This is a genomic window from Rhodococcus cercidiphylli (assembly GCF_033042225.1).
In the GTDB taxonomy this organism is placed as follows: Bacteria; Actinomycetota; Actinomycetes; order Mycobacteriales; family Mycobacteriaceae; genus Rhodococcoides.
Map to the genome: position 1 here is coordinate 522,544 of NZ_JAWLKE010000001.1, position 21,214 is coordinate 543,757.

Below are 21,214 nucleotides of genomic sequence, written 5' to 3' on the forward strand. Positions count from 1 at the left end.
GTCGACGGTTCCGACCGTCGATCGATGGGTGGATCAGCGCGCTTCGACGCCGTGTGCGGTCAGGACTGCCAGCAGCTCTTCGGGGCGCTTGGTACTGACGAGCCAGTAGGGCGTCGGATCGTCCGGGTCGTCGAGGACCACGATCACCATCTGTTTCACCCAGGTGCGGTGCTGCACGAAGGCCAATGGATCGAGTTGCCTTCCCAGCGCCGCACTTTTTGCTGTCGCCGGAACGATCGCGGCCTTGGATGCCACATCGAGTGGCAGATGAGCAGACCCGACGCGTAGCTCGGTGCCGGTCGCTCCGTTGCCCACCTCGACGCGCAGCCTGCTGAAGGCGAACAACGCCCAGGCGATCAGCGGGAGCAACACGACGTAGGGCAGCCAGGCCCGGATGCCCGGTGCCCCCATGTGGATCTCCGCAGCCAGCAAGACCGCCACGGCCGCACCCGCCGCCCACCACCAGATCGGCACCCAGAGTCGCTCCGAGTACAGCACGGAGTTCGCGGGTGCTGTGGAACCCGTGTGGGGAGTGGAGTCGCCGGACTCCGACGCGTGTTCGGCCTGTCGATCTGCAGTCACGAGTCCCAGGGTAGTCGCCACACCGAGACGGAAGCCGGCCAGCGTAGTCTCGTACGACGTGAGCGACGAAGTCACCGAGTCCGGCAGCGAACCATCCGTCGATCGACCCCCCACCCCGCGCCTGCCTTCCGATCCGGTGTCCGAGGTCCTGGTACGCCGGCTCGATCCCGAGCTTCCGGTGCCGACGCGTGCGCACGACGGTGATGCGGGCGTGGATCTGCGAATCACGGCTCCGGTGACCATCGCACCGGGCGAACGCGTCCTGGTGGGGACCGGAATCGCGATCGCTCTCCCGTTGGGAACCGTCGGGCTGGTGCATCCGCGGTCGGGGTTGGCGGCGAAGTCGGGCCTGTCGGTGGTCAACACCCCGGGCACCATCGATGCCGGCTATCGCGGGGAGATCAAGGTCTGTCTGATCAACCACGACCTGCACACTCCGATCGAACTCGAGCGGGGCGACCGCGTCGCCCAACTGATCGTGCAGCGAGTCGAGTTGGTGACGTTCGTCGAGGTGGACGAGTTGGACGACACCGTTCGAGGGGCCGGTGGTCACGGTTCGACCGGTGGCCATGCGAGTCTGAAGCAGTGAGTTCCGCCACGACGTTCACCGGTGGCAGGCACAGTGGAAGCAACCGAGAAGAAGAGAGCTGAACATGTTCGGACGGCGTAAGAAGAACGACGCCGGCAGTGCCTCCGCGCCCGGTGCGGAGCCATTCGTCGACAGCGTCGAAGACGAAGACGACGATGTCGAGGCCGCGGACACGACCGCAGACGGACCCCACGATCTCGAGGACCTCGACGACGATCGCGAGACCGTCGCCAAGACGCGACTCGACCTCGGCTCGGTGCTGATTCCGCTGCCGGAGGGCGGTCAACTCCAGGTCGAGATGTCGCAGGCCGGTAGCCCGCAGGCAGTGCACATCGTGACGCAGTTCGGGCGCATCACCATCGCTGCCTACGCGGCACCCAAGTCGCCCGGTCAATGGCGCGAAGTGGCTGCCGATCTGGCGTCGTCTCTGCGCAACGACAAGGCCGAGACGACAGTCGAGACGGGTCCGTGGGGACGCGAACTCCTCGGTGTCACGGCCAACGCCGACCTGCGCTTCATCGGAGTCGACGGCTATCGCTGGATGGTCCGCTGCGTGCTGGCGGGTCCGTCGGGTGCGGTGGGAGAGGGCCAACCGCTTGTGCGGCTGGCGCACACGATCCTTCGGCAGACCGTGGTGGATCGGGGTACCGAGCCGCATCCCGTTCGGACCCCGTTGCCGGTGGTGTTGCCGCAGGTACTGGCCGAGCAACTTGCTGCAGCCGCGCAGCAGCAGGCGGCAGCGCAACAGAACGCTGCGCAACAGGCCGCGCAGCCCCAGGCCGCGGTACCCACCGCCGAACCTGTTGTGCCGCAGCAGGATTCGACGCCGCAGCCGACCGCCGCCGAGCGTGACCGCGCGCCGCGTCGGGGCGCGTCGGGATCGGCGATTCAGCAGCTGGGCGGCTGAGCCTGCGGACCGTCGAGACCGTCGACCGCCGCTCGGCCGAGGCATCCCGGGTCGCGTCCGATGCCGTCCAGGGTCACGGTGCGCAGCGCGCAGTTCGGTAGCGCCCGCGCCCACTGTCGAGCCACCTCGATCGGATGGACCGCGTCGTCCACTGCTCCCACGACGACGGCAGGCAGCTCCAGCCGAGCGAGCTCGTGGAGTTCGGGGCTGCGGTGCCGAGCCGCCTCCTCCAGCGCGTCCGGAAGCGCGGGCCACTGGGCAGCCCATGACCTCCGCAGCGTGCGCGCGAGCCACGGGGGGGCTCGACGCTGCCATTGTCGCGGTGACCTCGTCGAGCCCCTGTTCACGCAGGGATCGAGCAGTGAACTCCGCGCTCAGGGCCGCGGGGGAGCCGGCCGGGTCTCCGGTCCACGCCGGGAGCGCGAGTGCAACAGCCGCAGTGTTCGATGCGTGGTCTGCGGCCCATCGAACCGCTACCGCGGCCCCGAGGGATATCCCCGCGATCACGATGCGTCCGTGTCGGTGCGCGGCGTCGTCGAGGGCGTTCAGGTAGCTCTCGACCACCGCGGCCGGGTCGGGTTCGACCGCGATGGTGGTCAATCCCACACTCTCGAATGCGGCCGAGAACGCGTCGGCGGCGAACCGGGCATCGGACCCCGTTCCCGGTAGAACGATCGCGGTGCGGGTGTCGAATCGGCTGTGCACGACACGATTGTGCACGCCTTCCGACACCTCCGTAGCGGCGGTTGGTCAGCGTGACACTTCGGGTCTACAGTGGCGAAGTACCCACCCTGACGAGGGAACGACCCCCACCGCTGGAGCGCACAATGGCACCCGCTGCCGCAGGATACTTTCGCCGCTTGACGCGGAAGTTGACAGAGGACATCGATCAGCTCGATGCCGAGGAGATGGCCGAAACCTCCGAAGCCTCCGGGGCTCGGCGAGCGTGTGACTGCTTGCGAGGCGAGGAAGTCACCATGCTCGGTCGGTTGCGCAGTGTCGAAGCCTGCTCGAAGGCGGCCAATGCGAACATCGAAGCCGAGTTCTTCGACGGCACCGACACGGTGACGCTGCTCTGGATCGGGCGCCGCAAGATCGCCGGCATCGAGCCCGGCAAGACTCTGCTCGTGCGCGGACGTGTCGGCGAACGCGACGGACGCAAGATCGTCTACAACCCCTATTACGAACTGCGCGACGACAGCTGATCGTCGCCGGTATGGCACTCTCGTTGTCGTGACCAACAGCGACGATTCCGTGCCGCCCACGCCGACATCGAACACGCCGGAACCCACGACCGACGCGTCGACCACGGACCGCGTCGAGAAGGTGGCTCCCACCGTCCTCGAACAGCTCGGCGGTCTGAGCGGGCTCGTCTATTCCACCTTGCCCGTCGTCGTGTTCGTTCCGGTGAACAGCTACGTCAACCTGTCGGTCGCCCTCTGGTCCGCTCTGGGAGTTGCCGCCGCGGTGTTGGTGTGGCGCTTGGTTCGTCGTAGCCCGATTCAACCCGCTATCTCGGGATTCTTCGGAGTCGGGATCTGCGCGTTCATCGCATACCGGACGGGAGATGCCAAGGGCTACTTCTTGTTCGGCATCTACACCTCGCTCGCCTACGGTGCGGCTTTCGTGTTGTCGGTGCTCGCGCGCTGGCCGTTGGTCGGCATCATCTGGGGATACCTCAACGGCAAGGGAACGTCGTGGCGTGGCCACCGGTCGGCTGTGCGCTACTACGACGTGGCCACCATCGCCTGGGCATCGGTGTTCGGTGCTCGATACATCGTTCAGTCGCAGCTCTACGACTCCGACCAGACGGGCTGGCTCGCCGTTGCCCGCATCGGCATGGGCTGGCCGCTGACGGGAGTGGCGCTGTTGGTCACGCTCTGGGCCGTGCGTGCTGCCGATCGCGCGCTCGACGCTGCGTCGAGCGCGGACCGCAGTCGGGATCGGCTGTCGTCAGATCAGGCCGACAGCGGAGCGTAGTTCGTTCTCCACCTCTTTGGCCGCGACGAACAGCAGCTCGTCGCCGCCTTCGAGCGGATCGTCGTGCTGTGGAACGATCACTCGACCGCCGCGCAGAATCGTCACCAACGCTGCGTCCCTGGGCAATTGGAGCTTGCGGACCGGCTTTCCTGCCAGGGGAGTGTTCTCCGGCAGCGTGATCTCGACGAGGTTCGCCTGACCCTTGCGGAACGTCATCAGGTGAACGAGGTCGCCTACCGACACGGCTTCTTCGACCAGGGACGCGAGCATTCGCGGCGTCGACACCGCGACGTCGACGCCCCAGGCGGCATCGAACAGCCATTCGTTGCGTGGATCGTTGACCCGGGCCACCACGCGATTGACGCCGAACTCGGTCTTGGCCAGCAGGCTGAGCACCAGGTTCGCCTTGTCGTCACCGGTGGCAGCGATCACCACGTCGTAATTCTCTAGGTGGGCGGCTTCGAGCAGACTCAACTCGCACGCGTCGGCCAGCACCCATTCCGCTTCCGGGATGGCGGCCTGATCGACGTGGTCGAGTTTGCGTTCGAGGAGCATCACATCGTGTTCGCTGCGGATCAATTCGCGTGCGATGGATCGGCCGACTGCGCCGGCTCCGGCGATAGCGACTTTCATGGCTTCCCGTTCGGGTCGATGGGGGAGGTGGGGAATGTGCGCGCGTGCATCAGTCGTCCGACGGCGGCGGGTTGCCCGCCAGTGCAATGGCTTCGGCGACGGTTCCCGAGACCGCGGCGACGTACACCTCGTCACCGGCTTGAATCACGGTTCGCTTGTCCGGTAGCAGTCCGCTGCCGAAACGGATGACGAACGCGGCCCGCGAGTTGGTGGCTTCCTCGAGTACCGAGAGCTTCTTGCCTATCCAGGCGTCGTGGAAGTCGAGCAGGACGACGGCGACGCTGCCCGACGGATCGCGCCACTTGGTGGTGGGGTCGTCGCGCAGCAGGTTGTGCAGAAAACGATCGGTGGCCCAGGGGACGGTGGCGACGGTCGGGATGCCGAGGCGTTCGTAGACGGCGGCGCGCTTGGCGTCGTAGATCCTCGCGACCACTTTGTCGACGCCGAACGTCTCTCGTGCGACGCGGGCGGAGATGATGTTGGAGTTGTCGCCGGAAGACACGGCCGCGAAGGCCTCGGCTTTCTCGATTCCCGCGCTCACCAACACATCTCGGTCGAACCCCATGCCGACGACGCGATGTCCGGCGAAGTCGGGGTCCAGACGCAGAAAGGCTGTTTCGTCGCGGTCGATGATCGCTACCTCGTGTCCGATGCGTTCGAGCGCCCCGGCCAGCGATGCGCCGACGCGGCCACATCCCATCACAACTACGTACAACGCCCAGCTCCGTCCCGATCTCGATGGTCGACCACTGCCGACCGACACTGCCATGACCGGCAGGCGTGCACCAACGTATCGGGGGATCGGCCACCGTACGGATCGAGGGTGCGCTCCGACGCAGTTTCGGGCGCGTGGTTGAGACGCCCGTGGGAGGACGGCCTACGCTTCTGTGCGTGTCCAAGGTCTCGACTGCCGCCAAGCGGCTAGTGCTCGGTAAGCCGTTCCGCAGCGACAAGCTCGGTCATACGTTGCTTCCCAAGCGGATCGCGTTGCCGGTGTTCGCCTCGGACGCCATGTCGTCGGTTGCGTATGCACCCGAGGAGATCTTTCTGGTGCTGTCGGTCGCGGGCATCTCGGCAGTCGCGTTCACCCCGTGGATCGGTCTCGCCGTCTGCGTGGTGATGGCCGTCGTCGTGGCCAGCTACCGGCAGAACGTGCATGCTTATCCCTCCGGCGGTGGTGACTACGAGGTCGCGACCACCAACCTGGGCCCCGCAGCCGGATTGACGGTCGGCAGCGCACTGTTGGTCGACTACGTGTTGACCGTGGCCGTGTCCATCTCGGCGGCCGCGTCGAACATAGGGTCTGCGGTGCCGTTCGTGGCCCAGCACAAGGTGCTGTTCGCCGTCGTGGCCATCGTCCTGGTCACCTCCGTCAATCTTCGCGGCATCCGGGAGTCCGGAACTGCGTTCGCCATCCCGACGTACGCCTTCATGGGTGGCATGGTCCTGATGCTGGGGTGGGGCCTGTTCCGGGTCTACGTTCTCGGCGACGACATCCATGCCGAGTCGGCGGCCTTCGATCTGCGGGCCGAGGATTCGCACCTGTACGGCATCGCCTTCGCATTCCTCATCGCGCGAGCGTTCTCGTCCGGTTGTGCGGCACTGACCGGGGTGGAGGCGATCAGCAACGGGGTGCCGGCATTCGAGAAGCCGAAGTCGCGCAACGCCGCGACGACGCTGCTGCTGCTCGGAGTCATCGGGATCACACTGCTGATGGGCATCATCCTGCTCGCGCAGAAGATCGGTATCAAATACGCGATGGATCCCGAATACCAACTCGTCGGAGCGCCGGAGGGCTACCAACAGAAGACGCTCATCGCGCAGTTGGCGGAGGCGGTCTTCAGCGGATTCCCCATCGGGTTCTTCTTCATCACCACCGTCACGGCCCTCATTCTCGTTCTTGCGGCCAACACTGCGTTCAACGGTTTCCCGGTCCTGGGTTCGGTGCTGGCACAGGATCGCTACCTCCCGCGCCAGTTGCACACTCGCGGTGACCGCTTGGCCTTCAGCAACGGCATTCTCTTCCTGTCCGGTGCCGCGATCGCCTTCGTCGTCGTGTTCGGTGCCGAGGTCACCAAGCTCATTCAGCTCTACATCGTCGGTGTGTTCGTCTCGTTCACCCTCAGTCAGACCGGCATGGTTCGGCACTGGACGCGGCTGTTGGCCACCGAGACCGATCCCGAGCAACGCCGGCGCATGCAGCGCTCGCGGGTGGTCAACGGTGTCGGTCTCGGCATGACCGGAACGGTGCTGGTCATCGTGTTGATCACCAAGTTCGCCGCCGGTGCGTGGATCGCGATCGTGGCGATGGTGGCGATCTTCGTCCTGATGCGCATGATCAGAAAGCACTACGACACCGTGGCCCGCGAACTCGAGAACGAGGAATGGGACGGAGTGCTGCCCAGCCGGACGCACTCGATCGTGTTGGTCTCGAAGCTGCACATGCCGACCCTGCGCGCGTTGGCGTATGCCAGGGCGACCAGGCCCGACACGCTCGAGGCGGTGACCGTCAATGTCGACGAAGCCGACACGCGTGCGCTGGTTCGGGAGTGGGAGGCGAGTGACGTTTCGGTGCCGCTCAAGGTCGTCGAGTCGCCGTACCGAGAGGTCACCAAACCGGTTCTCGATTACGTCAAGCGTGTTCGCCGCGATTCGCCTCGGGACGTCGTCACGGTCTTCATTCCCGAGTACGTGGTCGGTCACTGGTGGGAGCAGGTTCTGCACAATCAGAGCGCGCTGCGACTGAAATCCCGACTGCTGTTCCAGCCGGGCGTGATGGTCACCAGCGTGCCGTGGCAGCTTCGGTCGTCCGAGAAGGCCAAGCGTGAGGTGCTCGGCAATGCGCCCGGTGCGTCGCGTCGCGGCTACGAGCCTCCGGCCGGCAAGTGAGCGAGAGTTGGTTCGGGCTGCTGCTCGAGGTCGAATTGGGCGCGCCAGGGCACGGCGGGTTCTGTGTGGCCCGCCACGACGGCCGGGTGATGTTCGTGCGTCACGGATTGCCCGGTGAACGGGTCCTGGCCAAGGTGACCGAGGACCGGGGCGGATCGTTCTGTCGCGCCGATGCCGTGGAGATTCTGTCGGCCTCTCCGGACCGGGTGGACGCGCGCTGTCCCATCTCCGGACCCGGCGGCTCGGGCTGTTGCGATTACTCCCACGCGAGTGCCGATGCCGGACGGCGACTGAAGTCCTTCGTCGTCTCCGAACAACTTCGCCGCGTCGCCGGAATCGAGCGTGAGGTGCAGGTGGAGGAACTACCGGGGTCCGGCGACGGCACCGGGTGGCGAACCCGTGTGCGACTCGCCGTGGATTCCGGCGGACGGCCCGGCTATCACCGCTATCGCAGTAGCTCGATCGTCACCGAACTGACGTGTCCGCAAATGGATTCCACGGCCTTCGAGGGTCTGGCGGATCAGCAATGGCGGCCGGGTGCCGAGCTGCAGGTGGTGCTCGACGGGGAAGGTGAGCGGCACGTGGTGGAGATCGCGCCTGCGCAGCTCTCGCCCACCGGACGCCGATCGCCGGGGCGTCGTGGCGCGGCCGCGCGTAGGGCTGCGTCGTCGCGGTCCCGGCCGGAGAAGGCCGTGATCGGATCGGGTCGGGTCACCGAACACGTCTCGAACAGGGCGTGGACCCTCGACGCCACCGGATTCTGGCAGGCCCACCGCGGCGCGCCGCAGGTGTACACCGACGTTGTGGGGGACTGGGCGGACGCCACAGCCGGTGACGGTGCGTGGGATCTGTACGGCGGTGTCGGTGTGTTCGCCGCCGCGCTGGCCGATCGGGTGGGTCCGAGCGGCCGAGTCACCAGCGTCGAATTCTCCCGTCGCGCCGCCGAGGACGGCCGTTCGGCGCTGCAGGATCTACCGCAGGTCTCGTTCGTGCCGGGTCGGGTCGAGCGGTCGTTCGAGACGTTGACCGAGCCGGCGGCGGTTGCGGTGCTCGATCCACCTCGGGCGGGTGCCGGACGGGACGTGATCGAAGCCCTCGCCGTCAGGTCTCCGCGTTCGGTGGTGCACATCGGATGTGATCCGGCCTCGTTCGCACGGGATGTGAGCTTGTATCGAGCTGTGGGATACGAATTGATCGACATGCGCGCCTTCGACGCCTTTCCTTCGACCAGCCACGTCGAATGCATCGGCCGTTTCGTTCGTCGGTGAGGGCGGCGACCGATCAGGCCCGGTACGCAACTTCGGCGACCGGGGCGAAGGTGTGCGTGGGAACGGTCACGATGCGCTGTGCGCCGCATGTGCACCCCTGATATCCGACGAGTCCCTCGCTCGTGTCGTGGGTGGAGTGGGTGGTCCAGGTGTGTGTGGTGTGTTCGGTGTGCATGCGTCCATCGTGATGTAATGGTCTTGTGCACATCAACCCTTACGGCGAATATGCGGTGAAACTCGGTATCGACCTGCTCAATTCACCGCCCTCGTCGGCGACCGAACTGGGCAACCGCTGCGTCGACGCCGGCCTCGTACCGGACTGGACAGCAACCGACGCCGATCTCCTCGACACCCTCGAGTTCCTGCGTGACTGGGCCCGTGTGGTGGACGCAACCACCGAGAACGATCGGGCCGACGAGCTCAATGCGCTGTTGGCACAGGCGTCGGCGTACCCGCGGCTGACCAACCATGCCGACGACGGCTGGCACATGCACTATCGCGATCCCAACATCGAACTCGGCGGCGTCATCAGGGCCTTGGTGAGCGTCGGCACAGCGTTGCATCTGACCGGACGCGGAATGTCTCGCCTCGATCGCTGCGCCGCCGCCGACTGCACGCTTGCCTTCGCCGACACCTCGAGGACCGGCAGGCAACGCTACTGCGGAACGGTGTGCTCCAATCGCGACGCGGTCCGCAGGCATCGAGCACGCGCGGCCTCGTGATCGAGGCGATGCGCACCGTGTTCGCTAGGACTTTCGGTTGTACAGGCGCATCGTGATGGGCCCGAAGACCGCCAGCAACACCGCGCACAGCATCAGCGTCACTCCCAGCCGACCGGTGTCCACATCGCCCTGCATCAGTCCGCGCAGTGACGTGACGAGGAAGCTGACCGGGTTGACGTCGACGAACGCGCGCAGCCAACCGGGCATCGTGCTGGGGTCGACGAAGATGTTGCTCGCGAAGGTGAGCGGAAACAGGATGAACATCGACACGCCCATGACCGCGGCCTCGGTGCGCACGATCATCGCGATCATGGTCCAGATCCAGGACAGGCAGAACGAGAACACCAGCAGCAGAGCGATGGACGCCACGACGCCGAGGACACCACCTTGCGGCCTGAAGCCGAGGACCAACCCGAGGATCAGCACGATCACCGAGGCCAGTGTGTAGCGAACGACGTCACCGAGCAGCGCACCGACCAGGGGCGACGGACGCCAGATGGGCAGCGAACGGAATCGATCGAACACGCCCTTCTCGATGTCCTTGTTCATGGTCACGCCGGTGTACATCGTGATCATCACCACGGTCTGCACGAGGATGCCGGGGAGCAGGAACTGGATGTACGCCTCGGTCGACCCGGCCAGTGCGCCACCGAACAGGTAGGTGAAGAGCAACGTGAACATGATGGGAAAGGCCGTCACGTCGAACAATTGCTCGGGTACGTGCTTGATCTTGAGCAGCGCACGCCACCCGAAGCTCAACGACGTCGACAACGACGACGGACGCGGCGGACGAGGCCCGGCGGCACCGAGCACGTCGATGATGGTCGACGCCTGTGGCGTCGACTGCTGGGCTTCGGTCGTCATGACGCAACCTCCCGGTCGGATTCGACTGTGGTGCCGGCGTCATGGCCGGTGAGGGCGAGAAACACCTCGTCCAAGCTCGGTTGCCCCAGCGTGAACGACGCGATGGGGATGCCTGCGGTCTCGAGTGCAGGCAGCACGGGCGCGGCCTGTGCCGGATTGTCCAAACGTGCGGTCACGGTGAACGGATCCGGGTCCTCGGTGACGTTGTCGCCGAGCAGATCTCGCAGGATCCGTACAGCGGCCGTTCGCTGGGACGTTTCGAGAACTCGCAGGTGCAGTGAATTCGATCCCACCGATGCCTTCAGCTCGCCCGTCGTCCCTTCGGCGATGACCTTGCCTCGATCGATGACTGCGACACGCCCGGCCAGTTGATCGGCCTCGTCCAGATACTGTGTCGTCAGTAACACCGTCGTTCCGCCTGCGACCAACGCACGGACGATCTCCCACACGTGGTTTCGGCTGCGAGGGTCGAGTCCCGTGGTGGGCTCGTCGAGGAAGATCAGTTCGGGAGTGACGATGATGCTGGCGGCGATGTCGATGCGACGGCGCATGCCGCCGGAGTAGGTCTTGACCTGCCGCGGTCCGGCATCGGCGATGTCGAACGCCGTCAGCAACTGCTCGGCTCGTGATCGGGCGGCAGGCCGTGAGTAGCCGAGCAGTCGAGCGAGCAGCACCAGATTCTCCGTACCGGTAAGATCCTCGTCCAGGGAAGCGAATTGTCCTGTCAGAGCTACCTTCTGCCGTACGGCCTCCGGTTCGTTCGCGACGTCGTGGCCCAGGACCCGGGCGTTGCCTCCGTCGATCGGAAGCAGGGTGGCCAGCATCCGGATGGTCGTCGTCTTGCCTGCGCCGTTGGGCCCGAGCACGCCGTAGACACCACCGGACGGGATGGACAGGTCGACTCCGTCGACGGCGATGTTCGTGCCGAAACGTTTGACCAGACCGTGTGTCTCGATCGCCGCCATGTCTCTCGTTCCCTCCGGTGGGCCGGTCGCCCGATTCCCCGCGATTGTCCGATTCTCCACCAAGGATGAAACGCGGTCCACAACTCCGCAAACGAATTTCGGTTCCGAACCATCCTCCGGTCGGTTTGTTCCGAATATGTACTGCGGCGGGAAAACGCGGAGGTTTCGATATGAGAGCGATATGACCACTAGTGTCGTGATCGATGAACTCGATCATGAACCCGTCTGTTGGGACGACCTTCCGATGAGCGCGCCGTTGTCGGATGCGTCCGGATCGTCGGATACCGGCCGTGACCGGCCGACGTCCGATGCCTCGGAGAACTACGCGGCAGAGGATGCGGTGTGCGCTGTTCCCAGTCCACAGCTAAAGAACCTGCGTGCCGACGAAACGGATCGTCTCCGTCGGTTGATGGCGTCGGTCGCACAGGGCGATCGGGCGGCGTTCGCCGAGTTGTACGACGCGACGTCGTCGCGGGTGTACGGCATGGTGCTGCGGGTGCTTCGCGACCCGGGGTACAGCGAGGAGACCGCACAGGAGGTCTTCCTTCAGATCTGGCGTGCGGCACCGAACTACGACCCGAACCAGGGCAGTCCACTGGCCTGGATCATGACGCTGGCGCACCGTCGCGCCGTCGATCGCGTTCGGAGCGAGCAGTCGGGTACCGACCGTGAGGCCGCGTACGGCGCAGTCAGTCACACACCGGAGCACGACGAGGTACTCGAGACGGTGACGCAGCGGCTCGAATCCGAGGCCGTGGTTGCCTGTCTCGATACTTTGACCGATACGCAGAGCGAGTCGGTCCGAATGGCTTATTACAGCGGTTACACCTATCGCGAAGTTGCGGAGCGGCTCGGGGTCGCGGTTCCTACCATCAAGTCGCGCATACGAGACGGATTGATCAAATTGAAGACATGCCTGGGGGTGATCCCGCAATGAACGAATCGTCACGACAACGACTGCTCGACGACGCGGTGGTCTATGCCCTGCACGCGACCACCGAAGCCGAACGACGCGACATCGAGACCGAACGGCTGCGCGTCGACGAGACCGCACGCGCCCAGTTCGACGTCCTCGTGGGCGAGATCCACGAGACGCTGGCCTTGGCAGCGGCGGCCGACGCCGCTCCTGCACCCGAGCGCCTCCGGCAACGGGTGCTCGATCAGGTCGCCGTCAGCGATCAGGAGCCCACGGTCCACAAGCTGCCACCGAACGTCACGCCACTGCACCGGCATCGGCGGGAACGCTCGAAGGCCTGGCGGTACTCGATGGTCTCGGCTGCGGCCGCGGTGGTCGTCGCCGTCGGCGGCGTAGTGGTGGTCAGCCAGACCATGGGCAACGATGCGCAGCCGACTCAGGCGGATCAGATCGTGGCCGCGCCCGATTCACGACAGGTGACGGCGGAGTTCCCCGGTGGCGGCTCGGCGACCGTGGCGTACTCGCTGTCCCAGAACGCGGTCGTCGTCGATCTCGACGGAGTCCCGCAGCCACCACCCGGCCGCGTCTACCAAATGTGGTTCGTGGACGGTTCACCTCGCTCTGCCGGCGTGGTGACCGAGGATCAGCTCACCTCCGAGGACGGCACGGTGGTCGACGGTCTCGGGTCGTCGACGAACTTCGCGTTCTCGCTCGAACCCGCGGGCGGGTCTGCGCAGCCCACCGAGGTGCTCACGATGCTGACGCTGGGTGCCTGAGCACGGCCCACGCACAGTCGCCTCGGGCGGTTCGACGTTCGGTCAGAGGCCGATGTCGAACCGCCCGAGCGTTCTGATCACCGCTGCCATCTGGCCGTAGGCTCCGGTGGCGAGATTTTCCAGCAGCGCCAACTTGACCTCCGGTGCGTCGCGTGTGAGAGCCCGGAAGTGCGCCGCCGACACCACCACGAGATCGACCGGTGTGTCGGCGACCATGTCGAGCAGGAACGGTACCGACATCAGCAGAGGCATCTCACCGAAGCTCATCCCGGGGGAGAGTGTGGTGATGCGGTGCTTGCCACCGTCGGCGGCGACGGCCGTGGACGTCACCTCACCACGCAGCATCAGGAACAGGCCCGCAGCCGCATCTCCCTGGCGAACGATCACATCTCCGCGCGCGTAGTGCCGCTTCTCCAGATACGGAGTCACCGCGTCGAACTGCGCGGCGGACAGCCCGGCCAGCAACGGATGCTCGGCCGTGGTGACCACGGTCGGTTGTCGCACACCCGCGCAATGACGATCGAGCAACAGATTCTCGGCCCACTGGATGGCCGCACCCAGGCTCGAGTAGGTTCGGCCCGCGGGGTCCGCCGGGTCGAGACTCGACGTCGTGTGACCCATGATCGCCCTGGGATCCACCAGACCCACCACACAGCCGTGCTCCGCGAGATCCTGACGTAGATCCTCGAACATCGCCCGGGCGATGTCACTGACCTCGTCGACGCCCCGCACATCGATGACGAGGGCATCGAGTTCCCGATCGAGGTCGCCGATCTCACGGACGGCAGTCTCGGCACCGGAGAACAGTAGATCCCCGTGCAGTTCGTACACGCGGGCGCGATCGCCCACGGCAGCCAAGGTGGCCTGTTCCACCTCCGATCGCCGTTTGCGTGAGGGTGCCTCGGTGACCACGTATCGGCGCCGTATCGAGGATTTCGCCGCTCGGGTGACGTGCAGAAAGTGCAGTTCGAGCCGTGTCGAGAGTTCTCGGCAGGCGGCGACTCCGCGCACGCTGTTCCCGTGCGAGTCGAGCCGCGGAGAGTAGACGGCTATGCCCATCTGTCCCGGGAGTACCGCCAGGATCCCGCCTCCCACCCCACTCTTGGCCGGCAGGCCTACCCTCGCGACCCAGTCGCCTGCGCCGTCGTACATCCCACATGTGGTCATGACCGACAGCACTCGTTCGACCAGGGCAGGTGCCAGTGCGCGTTCACGCGTACGCGGATTGACGCCGTTGTTGGCCATCGTTGCCGCCATCATGGCGAGGTCCGCGGCGGTGACGTCGATCGAGCATTGGCGGAAGTACAGATCGACAGCGGCGTCGGGATCGTGGTCGATGATGTCGAACGAACGGAGCATGTACCCGATTGCGCGGTTGCGATTGCCGGTGCGGGCCTCCGACCGGTAGACGGCGTCGTTGAACGTCAGAGACCGTCCCGCATACCGCGAGTACGAGGCTCGAATGCGCTCGAATCGATCCTCGGCACTTCGCCCGACGATCAGCGACGCCGACGTGATGGCACCGGCGTTGATCATCGGGTTGCGTGGTCGCTCGGTGACGGGGTCGAGACTGATCTCGTTGAACGGTTCACCGGACGGCTCGACGTCGATCTTGCTCGCCACGACGTCCAGGCCCCGGTCGGCCAACGCCAACGCGTAGGTGAACGGCTTGGAGATCGATTGGATCGTGAAAGGGAGTCGAGTGTCGCCGACCTCGTAGACGTAACCGTCCGTGGTCGTCAGCGCGATACCGAACCCGTCCGGCGTGACGGCAGCGAGCTCGGGAATGTAGTCCGCCACCTGCCCGGACGTATCGTCGCGACACAGTTCGTGAACTCGGCGCAGGATGGCATCGACCACGTTGCTCATAGGCCACACTGTATGTGTGATGTCCGTTTCGTCACTGCCCAGGTTAGGGGCGGCTGACCCAGGGCATCTCGACGTTCGACGGTACTGTCGGCGTCACGATGCTGGGCGGAGCAGCAGTGCTCGATAACTCCGTAGACTGAAATTTCCATTGTGTTTTCCGGCCGGAGGGAGCGATCTCGTTGGGTGTCCTAGCTCGAATTCAGACGCCCGAGGACTTGCGCGACCTCGGCAGTGCGGAGCTGGCCGAACTGGCCCGCGAGATCCGTGCGTTCCTCGTCGAGAAGGTGTCCGCTACCGGTGGCCACCTCGGTCCCAATCTCGGTGTGGTGGAACTGACACTGGCGATTCATCGCATCTTCGACTCCCCGCGTGATCCCGTCATCTTCGACACCGGTCATCAGGCATACGTGCACAAGATGCTGACCGGGCGCACCGGTCTGTTCGACACGCTTCGTAAGCAGGGCGGCCTGTCCGGCTACCCGTCGCGGGTCGAGAGCGAACACGACTGGGTCGAGTCCTCGCACGCGTCGGCCTCTCTCTCCTACGCCGACGGCCTGGCCAAAGCGTTCGCTCTGAAGGGCGAGACCGACCGGCACGTCGTCGCCGTGGTCGGCGACGGTGCGCTCACCGGCGGAATGTGTTGGGAGGCCCTCAACAACATCGCCGCAGGCCGCGACCGATCCCTGGTGATCGTCGTCAACGACAACGGTCGCTCCTATGCCCCGACCATCGGGGGCCTGGCCGATCATCTGGCGGCTCTACGGCTCCAGCCCGGGTACGAGAAGGTGCTGGACAACGGTCGTCGTATCGTTCGTCGCATTCCGATCGTCGGGCCCACGGCCTACGCGATGTTGCACGGCATGAAGGCCGGGGTGAAGGACGCCATCAGCCCGCAGGTGATGTTCACCGATCTCGGCATCAAATACCTGGGTCCTGTCGACGGCCACGACCAGCACGCGATGGAATCGGCACTGCGCCGAGCCAAGGCGTACGGCGGTCCGGTCATCGTCCACGCGGTGACGCGTAAAGGCATGGGCTACGTGCACGCCGAGAACGACGTCGCAGACCAGATGCACGCCACCGGGATCATCGATCCGTTGACCGGACTGGCGCGATCCAAGTCGGCACCGGACTGGACCTCGGTGTTCTCGGCGGCATTGATCGAGCAGGGCGAGCAGAACGAAGACGTCGTGGCGATCACCGCAGCGATGGCCGCGCCCACCGGTCTCGCCGCGTTCGGAGTTCGCTTCCCCGACCGATTGTTCGACGTCGGAATCGCCGAGCAGCACGCGATGACGTCGGCTGCCGGGCTGGCGCTGGGTGGCATGCATCCGGTGGTCGCGATCTACTCCACCTTCCTCAATCGAGCGTTCGACCAGTTGCTGATGGACGTGGCGCTGCTCGGACTGCCGGTCACCGTGGTGCTGGACCGCGCCGGTGTCACCGGGGCCGACGGTGCCAGCCACAACGGCATGTGGGACATGTCTCTGCTCGGCATCGTTCCCGGCATGAAGGTGGCGGCACCGCGCGATGCCGAGACTCTGCGAGAAGAGTTGGCCGAGGCGATCGCCACGTCCGACGGACCCACTGCCCTGCGCTTTCCGAAGGGCGCAGTGACCGAGACCGTACCGGCAGTACGCAGACTGGACGGAATCGTCGACGTACTGAGCGAGCCGTCGGGTGCCACGGGCGATGTGCTGATCGTGGCCGTCGGAGTGTTCGGTCCGCTGGCCGTGCACGCCGCGGAGAAACTCCGACAGGACGGCATCTCGGCGGCCGTTGTCGACCCCAGATGGGTGCTGCCCATCCCGCAGGCGCTGCTGAAATTGGCGGAGGACTACCGGATGGTGGTCACCCTCGAAGACAGTGGCCTGCACGGTGGTATCGGTTCGACTCTGTCCGCGGCTCTTCGCGCGGCAGGTGTCGACACCCCGTGTCGCGATCTCGGTGTGCCACAACGATTCCTGGACCATGCATCGCGCGAGCAGCTTCACCACGAACTCGGTCTCACCTGCGAGGACGTCGTGCAGCGGGTTTCGCACTGGGTCAAGAGCCTCTGACGCCGGCTTCTCGCCGGACGTCGACGCCGTAGAACGCGCGGCGTCCGGTCACCGCGCCCGCGACTGCCATCGGTACCGTCATCACGAGTGAGAAGAGCACCGACGGTTCCCACCGTTGCGTTGCCGAGTGACGATAATTTTCTTTGCGAATATGTGACCTGTGTGACTGGTGTGTCGTTGCTGGACAAACCGGGACGACTGGCATGTTTTGTCCATGACCCTCGTCTTCGACGGTAGAACCGACGTCTCGGACAGCCGAGTCGATCCGGCTCTCGGTGCCGGTGATTCCGACTGGGCGGCCGTCGAATGCGTGGATGACGCTCCTGCGCTGGATTCCCGGAACGACGGGGTGGAGCGACGGCATTCGCGGTGGTTCGTGGCAATGTCGGCAGTGATCGGTGTGGTGGCATTCGCCGCTCACGATCGTTTGCTGTCGTTCGACTCGTTGTACGGATTGTTCGGCAACGGTGTCGACGCTCTCGTCTACCGGCACGGCGGCGCAACCGTGCTCAGTGGCGAAGGGCTGTACTCGTTCTCGTTGTTCGGCACGCTGCCGTTCACGTATCCGCCGTTCGCCGCGGTGCTGTTCGCGCCTCTGGGCTTGCTGTCCGATACCGCCACCGGATTGCTGGTGAACATATCCAACGTCGTGTTGCTCTACGGAGTGGTCTATCTCAGCTGGCGTCGACTCGGTTACGAGAACAGCACGCGGACCAAGGTGGTGAGTGTGGCTCTTGCAGTGGGCTGCTCGTGGCTCGAGCCGGTGCGCATGTCGCTGTGGTTGGGCCAGATCAATCTGCTGTTGCTCGTGTTGGTGCTGTGGGATCTCGGTCGGCCCGAGGGCAGTAGGTTCCGAGGGTTCGGTGTCGGAATTGCGGCCGGTCTGAAGCTGACGCCGGGCCTGTTCGTCGTCATGTCGATCGTGCAGAAGCAGTGGCGAACGGCATGGACCGCGGCCGTCACCGGTCTTGTCACGGTGCTGATCGGGTTCGTGGTCGTGTTCTCCGACGCGTGGCGCTATTGGACCTCCGCGATCCTCGCCTCGGACCGGGTGGGGTCGACCACGTCTCCCGCGAACCAGTCGGTTCGGGGGATGGTGGCGCGGGCGTGGGGAACCGAGCATCCGCCTGTGTTCGTGTGGTTGCCGGTGGCGGTGCTCATCCTTGCCGCGGGGATGTGGGTCTCGTATCGAGCTCACCGGGCGGGTAGAACACTGCTCGCGATAACGCTGTGCGGTCTCACGGCCCCGATGGTCTCGCCGTTCTCCTGGGGCCATCACTGGGTGTGGTGCGTTCCGTTGCTGGTGATCGGACTCGACGCGTGTTCGCGGTCGAGCACACGACACCGCGTCCTCCGCGTTCTCGGAGTACTCGCCGCCACAGCGCCTTTCGTGGCCTGGTATCGCACTCAGGCCGATGTGGTGGTGATCGGCACGTTCATGCAGTCCGTATCGCCGATTCTCGACGGAGGACTGCGGAACGCGTATTGCGTTGTCTACGTGATCGTTCTGGCGGTCGCGGCGACAGGTTTGCGCAAGGACTCGACGATCCGTTACGTCCCAGCGACCAATTCTTCGATCTGAACGCGATCTATCAGATGGGCCAGGGCGAAGGGGTCGTGTGCGAACATCCGCTCCACACTTGCTTTGTCGGTGCCTTCGACGATCATCGTGGCACCACTGTGATCGGCGAGCGGGCTCGACGATCGGAGGATCTTGCGGCGCTCGAGTTCTCGCAACCAGGCGCGGTGATCGGTGCGGTGATCGTCACGGCCCGAGGAGGTCTCGGGGGTGTACGCGTATTCGACGACGAACATCGGAATGTCAGATCTCCATGTCCTCGAGCTCCATTCCTTTGGTTTCCTTGATCTTGTACTTGACGAAGAAGAAGGACACGATCGCGAAGAACGCAAAGAACGAATAGATGAATCCGAGTCCGATGGTGTCGGACAACGGCGGAAACGCGAGTGTGATGGCGAAGTTGGCAATCCAGTTCGCGGCAGTACTGATACCGAGTGCGACTGCTCGCATTCGGTTGGGGAACATCTCTCCGAGCATCACCCACATGATCGGGCCCCAGGTTGCGGCGAAGAACACGACGAAGAGGTTGGCACCGACGAGAGCCACAGGGCCCCAGGGCGACGGCAATTCGAGTTGGTCCCCGCTACCCACTGCCTGGCTGAACGAGACGGCCGCGAGTACGAGGCCGACGAACATTCCGATCGAGCCGATCATGAGCAGATTTCGTCGGCCGAATCGGTCGACGAACAAGATGGCGACGAATGTCATCGTGACATTGATGACCGAAGTGATGACCGAGGTGACGAACGATTGATTCTCGCTGAAGCCGACGGACTTCCACAGAGTCGTCGAATAGTAGAAGATCGCGTTGATTCCGACGAACTGCTGCAGGATGGCCATGGTGATACCGACCCAGACGATCGGTTGCAGCCCGAACTTCGGTCCACGGATATCGGCGAAAGATGATTTCGATTCCCGACGCAAAGTCAGTCGGATCTGTTTCACCCTCTCGTTCGGGTTCACCTCCCCGGTGATGTCTCCCAGAATGCGGGCCGCTTCCTCGTCGAGATGTTTTCCGACGAGGTATCTGGGCGACTCGGGAATCAGCGTGGCGAGAAAACCGTAGACGAGTGCCGGTGCGACACCGACCAGGAACATCCATCGCCAGGCTTCGAGCCCGAACCACAGGTCGTTCGACGGCCCACCTGCCGCGTTCTGTAGCACCGCGTCCGACAGCAGGGCAGCGAAGATTCCGATGGTGATGGCCAGCTGCTGCAGCGAGGCCAATCCACCTCGATAGCGGGCCGGGGCTATCTCCGAGATGTATGCGGGCGCGATCACCGATGCGATGCCGATGCCCAGGCCGCCGAGTACACGCCAGAGCATGAGATCCGGGACGCTGAACGCGAACCCGGATCCCACCGACGAGATGGTGAACAGTGCGGAACCGAGCAGCATCACCTTCTTTCGGCCCCAGCTGTCGGCGAGTCGGCCGGCGAACCAGGCACCGACCGCGCAACCGAGAAGTGCGATGGCCACCGCGAAGCCGGTGACGAACGACGACAGTGCGAAGTTCTCCTGGATGGAGTCCACCGCGCCGTTGACGACGGACGAATCGAACCCGAACAGGAAACCGCCGACAGCGGCGGCAATCGTGACTCCGATGACTTTGGCAGTGTGCCGATCGGTGGATTGCGTCATCACGTGACCCAGCTTTCGAGGTGAACCAGCATCCTTGGTGGTCGATCGCCATCATCGTCCTCGCACCGACGGAATGGGAGCGAAATCGACTCGATATTCGTGGCGTACAGGAATCGGCTCGCCGAAAAAGGTGAATTGTCCGATATCCCGGCTGTCGAACTCGAAGTTGCGGACGGAAAACTGCCTAAAGTCGTCCACAGCTTCGAGTTCGGCGGCAGGTGGCTAGCGCGCCTGGGTGGCCGACCATTGATCGAAGGTCTGGAGACCGTGATCCGACTCGGTCGTGGTGACCAGCGTTCCGTCTCGCATCGCGCGACCGTATGCGCCGGGGATCGGGACTTCGAGCACCAGGCCGCGAGCACCGATGGCTCGTGCGTAGCGCCGAACCATCTCGGCCATGCGTTCTTCACGTGGTCCACCGAGATCGGCGACCCGACCTGCCGGGGACCGCTCCGCGAGGTCGATCAGCGACCTCGCGGGCGGCGATCGGTTGCGAGACCATCTTCGGGATGATGCTCACCGGACCGAACGACGCCTGCGCGCGGATCTGGCCGGCGAACTCGTGGAACTGGGTGGCTCGAAGAATCGTCCAGGGCACTGCTCCAGCACGAACGAGGCTCTCCTGCTCCACCTTTCCGGCGTAGTAGCCGTGCGGTGCCTCGTCTATCCTCACGATCGACAGCGCCAGGTGATGGTCGACACCGGCCGCGCTCTCCGCCTCGAGCAGGTTTCGCGTGACGGCGGCGAAGAACGCCGTCGACTCTTTCGCCGAGACTGTCCGCGTCGACGCGACGTCCACGACCGCCTCGACTCCGGCCATGGCGTCGGACAGTCCTGACCCGGTGACGAGATCCACACCCGCAGATCGCGACAGAACGACCACGTCGTGGCCGCGTTCACGCGCAACCTCGACCACGTGCACTCCGACTGTTCCGGTTCCCCCGGCTACGGCTAGCTTCATCGCGTATCCACCT

At 65.0% G+C, this 21,214-nt stretch carries 22 protein-coding genes and 1 pseudogene; 11 read left to right on the plus strand and 12 right to left on the minus strand.

Translation table 11 applies throughout. From position 1 onward, the window contains the following. Positions 1–33 precede the first annotated feature (33 nt). Entirely contained in the window at positions 34–498 is a 465-nt protein-coding gene (locus R3P95_RS02510; protein ID WP_317547325.1) for a DUF3093 domain-containing protein, read from the minus strand. Positions 499–703: 205 nt separating this feature from the next. Between R3P95_RS02510 and dut the strand changes: the two genes are divergently transcribed. Then, positions 704–1,171 (plus strand): dUTP diphosphatase, encoded by a 468-nt coding sequence (gene dut, locus R3P95_RS02515; protein ID WP_068050643.1) that lies wholly within the window; start codon positions 704–706, stop codon positions 1,169–1,171. A gap of 64 nt (positions 1,172–1,235) precedes the next feature. Next, the gene (locus tag R3P95_RS02520; RefSeq protein ID WP_094669061.1) at positions 1,236–2,078 is read left to right on the plus strand and encodes a DUF3710 domain-containing protein; all 843 of its coding nucleotides are present in this window, start codon (positions 1,236–1,238) and stop codon (positions 2,076–2,078) included. On the opposite strand, the pseudogene R3P95_RS02525 reads toward R3P95_RS02520, so the two are convergent. Beyond that, positions 2,060–2,798 (minus strand): annotated as a pseudogene (locus tag R3P95_RS02525) (alpha/beta fold hydrolase). The gene R3P95_RS02520 and the pseudogene R3P95_RS02525 sit on opposite strands and share 19 nt — an antisense overlap. A gap of 107 nt (positions 2,799–2,905) precedes the next feature. Between R3P95_RS02525 and R3P95_RS02530 the strand changes: the two are divergent. Next, complete coding sequence (locus tag R3P95_RS02530; RefSeq protein ID WP_068050637.1) at positions 2,906–3,283, plus strand: OB-fold nucleic acid binding domain-containing protein; 378 nt, start codon at positions 2,906–2,908, stop codon at positions 3,281–3,283. 121 nt (positions 3,284–3,404) lie between these two features. Continuing rightward, positions 3,405–4,058 carry a DUF3159 domain-containing protein gene (locus R3P95_RS02535; protein ID WP_068050641.1) on the plus strand — a complete coding sequence of 218 codons (654 nt, stop codon included), beginning with the start codon at positions 3,405–3,407 and terminating at the stop codon, positions 4,056–4,058. On the opposite strand, the gene R3P95_RS02540 is transcribed toward R3P95_RS02535, so the two are convergent. Together R3P95_RS02540 and R3P95_RS02545 are read right to left on the minus strand one after the other, a co-directional pair. After that, entirely contained in the window at positions 4,032–4,691 is a 660-nt protein-coding gene (locus tag R3P95_RS02540; protein ID WP_068050636.1) for a potassium channel family protein, read from the minus strand. The two genes, R3P95_RS02535 and R3P95_RS02540, sit on opposite strands and share 27 nt — an antisense overlap. 49 nt (positions 4,692–4,740) lie before the next feature. Then, the gene (locus R3P95_RS02545; RefSeq protein ID WP_037190085.1) at positions 4,741–5,406 is read right to left on the minus strand and encodes a potassium channel family protein; all 666 of its coding nucleotides are present in this window, start codon (positions 5,404–5,406) and stop codon (positions 4,741–4,743) included. A 176-nt stretch (positions 5,407–5,582) separates the two neighbouring features. Here R3P95_RS02545 and R3P95_RS02550 point away from each other — a divergent pair, with 176 nt between their 5' ends. After that, positions 5,583–7,580 carry an APC family permease gene (locus R3P95_RS02550; protein ID WP_317532446.1) on the plus strand — a complete coding sequence of 666 codons (1,998 nt, stop codon included), beginning with the start codon at positions 5,583–5,585 and terminating at the stop codon, positions 7,578–7,580. Continuing rightward, positions 7,577–8,848 (plus strand): class I SAM-dependent RNA methyltransferase, encoded by a 1,272-nt coding sequence (locus tag R3P95_RS02555; protein ID WP_317532447.1) that lies wholly within the window; start codon positions 7,577–7,579, stop codon positions 8,846–8,848. The genes R3P95_RS02550 and R3P95_RS02555 overlap by 4 nt, the downstream gene beginning before the upstream one ends. Positions 8,849–8,861: 13 nt before the next feature. Here R3P95_RS02555 and R3P95_RS02560 read toward each other — a convergent pair whose 3' ends face one another. Further along, positions 8,862–9,023 (minus strand): hypothetical protein, encoded by a 162-nt coding sequence (locus R3P95_RS02560; protein WP_179272008.1) that lies wholly within the window; start codon positions 9,021–9,023, stop codon positions 8,862–8,864. A 25-nt stretch (positions 9,024–9,048) separates the two neighbouring features. Here R3P95_RS02560 and R3P95_RS02565 point away from each other — a divergent pair, with 25 nt between their 5' ends. After that, the gene (locus R3P95_RS02565; RefSeq protein ID WP_317547230.1) at positions 9,049–9,570 is read left to right on the plus strand and encodes a CGNR zinc finger domain-containing protein; all 522 of its coding nucleotides are present in this window, start codon (positions 9,049–9,051) and stop codon (positions 9,568–9,570) included. 24 nt (positions 9,571–9,594) lie between these two features. On the opposite strand, the gene R3P95_RS02570 is transcribed toward R3P95_RS02565, so the two are convergent. Together R3P95_RS02570 and R3P95_RS02575 are read right to left on the minus strand one after the other, a co-directional pair. Further along, positions 9,595–10,434, minus strand: coding sequence for an ABC transporter permease (locus R3P95_RS02570; protein ID WP_068050632.1), 840 nt, complete (start codon positions 10,432–10,434; stop codon positions 9,595–9,597). Beyond that, the gene (locus R3P95_RS02575) at positions 10,431–11,399 is read right to left on the minus strand and encodes an ATP-binding cassette domain-containing protein (protein WP_317547231.1); all 969 of its coding nucleotides are present in this window, start codon (positions 11,397–11,399) and stop codon (positions 10,431–10,433) included. Before R3P95_RS02575 ends, R3P95_RS02570 begins: the two co-directional genes overlap by 4 nt. A 181-nt stretch (positions 11,400–11,580) precedes the next feature. Here R3P95_RS02575 and R3P95_RS02580 point away from each other — a divergent pair, with 181 nt between their 5' ends. Together R3P95_RS02580 and R3P95_RS02585 are read left to right on the plus strand one after the other, a co-directional pair. Next, entirely contained in the window at positions 11,581–12,336 is a 756-nt protein-coding gene (locus R3P95_RS02580) for a sigma-70 family RNA polymerase sigma factor (protein ID WP_149405888.1), read from the plus strand. Next, positions 12,333–13,091 carry an anti-sigma factor gene (locus R3P95_RS02585; protein ID WP_094642011.1) on the plus strand — a complete coding sequence of 253 codons (759 nt, stop codon included), beginning with the start codon at positions 12,333–12,335 and terminating at the stop codon, positions 13,089–13,091. Before R3P95_RS02580 ends, R3P95_RS02585 begins: the two co-directional genes overlap by 4 nt. A gap of 42 nt (positions 13,092–13,133) precedes the next feature. Here the strand turns inward: R3P95_RS02585 and glsA are convergent, their stop codons facing one another. After that, on the minus strand, positions 13,134–14,960 hold the full coding sequence (gene glsA / locus R3P95_RS02590) for a glutaminase A (RefSeq protein WP_149405886.1): 1,827 nt from the start codon (positions 14,958–14,960) through the stop codon (positions 13,134–13,136). Between the two features lie 179 nt (positions 14,961–15,139). On the opposite strand from glsA, the gene dxs reads away from it, so the two are divergent. Together dxs and R3P95_RS02600 are read left to right on the plus strand one after the other, a co-directional pair. After that, the gene (gene dxs / locus R3P95_RS02595; protein WP_149405885.1) at positions 15,140–17,020 is read left to right on the plus strand and encodes a 1-deoxy-D-xylulose-5-phosphate synthase; all 1,881 of its coding nucleotides are present in this window, start codon (positions 15,140–15,142) and stop codon (positions 17,018–17,020) included. Between the two features lie 214 nt (positions 17,021–17,234). After that, on the plus strand, positions 17,235–18,602 hold the full coding sequence (locus tag R3P95_RS02600; protein ID WP_317547233.1) for a glycosyltransferase 87 family protein: 1,368 nt from the start codon (positions 17,235–17,237) through the stop codon (positions 18,600–18,602). Here R3P95_RS02600 and R3P95_RS02605 read toward each other — a convergent pair. The 4 genes from R3P95_RS02605 to R3P95_RS02620 form a co-directional block, all read right to left on the minus strand. Continuing rightward, positions 18,572–18,841, minus strand: a complete 270-nt coding sequence (locus R3P95_RS02605; protein WP_300518421.1) for a YciI family protein — start codon at positions 18,839–18,841, stop codon at positions 18,572–18,574. The genes R3P95_RS02600 and R3P95_RS02605 overlap by 31 nt on opposite strands. A 1-nt stretch (position 18,842) precedes the next feature. Further along, the gene (locus R3P95_RS02610) at positions 18,843–20,240 is read right to left on the minus strand and encodes a sugar porter family MFS transporter (protein WP_149405882.1); all 1,398 of its coding nucleotides are present in this window, start codon (positions 20,238–20,240) and stop codon (positions 18,843–18,845) included. Positions 20,241–20,462: 222 nt separating this feature from the next. After that, complete coding sequence (locus tag R3P95_RS02615) at positions 20,463–20,639, minus strand: hypothetical protein (protein ID WP_317547235.1); 177 nt, start codon at positions 20,637–20,639, stop codon at positions 20,463–20,465. Positions 20,640–20,646: 7 nt separating this feature from the next. Continuing rightward, on the minus strand, positions 20,647–21,201 hold the full coding sequence (locus R3P95_RS02620; RefSeq protein ID WP_317547237.1) for an SDR family oxidoreductase: 555 nt from the start codon (positions 21,199–21,201) through the stop codon (positions 20,647–20,649). Between the last annotated feature and the right edge of the window lie 13 nt (positions 21,202–21,214).

Bases quoted from the DNA above. Each gene is read 5' to 3' on its own strand.
- R3P95_RS02580 (WP_149405888.1), top strand. From the start codon at position 11,581: ATGACCACTAGTGTCGTGATCGATGAACTCGATCATGAACCCGTCTGT.
- R3P95_RS02585 (WP_094642011.1), top strand. From the start codon at position 12,333: ATGAACGAATCGTCACGACAACGACTGCTCGACGACGCGGTGGTCTAT.
- R3P95_RS02530 (WP_068050637.1), top strand. From the start codon at position 2,906: ATGGCACCCGCTGCCGCAGGATACTTTCGCCGCTTGACGCGGAAGTTG.
- R3P95_RS02600 (WP_317547233.1), top strand. From the start codon at position 17,235: ATGACCCTCGTCTTCGACGGTAGAACCGACGTCTCGGACAGCCGAGTC.
- glsA (WP_149405886.1), bottom strand. From the start codon at position 14,960: ATGAGCAACGTGGTCGATGCCATCCTGCGCCGAGTTCACGAACTGTGT.
- R3P95_RS02540 (WP_068050636.1), bottom strand. From the start codon at position 4,691: ATGAAAGTCGCTATCGCCGGAGCCGGCGCAGTCGGCCGATCCATCGCA.
- R3P95_RS02610 (WP_149405882.1), bottom strand. From the start codon at position 20,240: ATGACGCAATCCACCGATCGGCACACTGCCAAAGTCATCGGAGTCACG.
- R3P95_RS02620 (WP_317547237.1), bottom strand. From the start codon at position 21,201: ATGAAGCTAGCCGTAGCCGGGGGAACCGGAACAGTCGGAGTGCACGTG.
- R3P95_RS02520 (WP_094669061.1), top strand. From the start codon at position 1,236: ATGTTCGGACGGCGTAAGAAGAACGACGCCGGCAGTGCCTCCGCGCCC.
- R3P95_RS02570 (WP_068050632.1), bottom strand. From the start codon at position 10,434: ATGACGACCGAAGCCCAGCAGTCGACGCCACAGGCGTCGACCATCATC.
- R3P95_RS02560 (WP_179272008.1), bottom strand. From the start codon at position 9,023: ATGCACACCGAACACACCACACACACCTGGACCACCCACTCCACCCAC.
- R3P95_RS02575 (WP_317547231.1), bottom strand. From the start codon at position 11,399: ATGGCGGCGATCGAGACACACGGTCTGGTCAAACGTTTCGGCACGAAC.
- R3P95_RS02615 (WP_317547235.1), bottom strand. From the start codon at position 20,639: ATGGCCGAGATGGTTCGGCGCTACGCACGAGCCATCGGTGCTCGCGGC.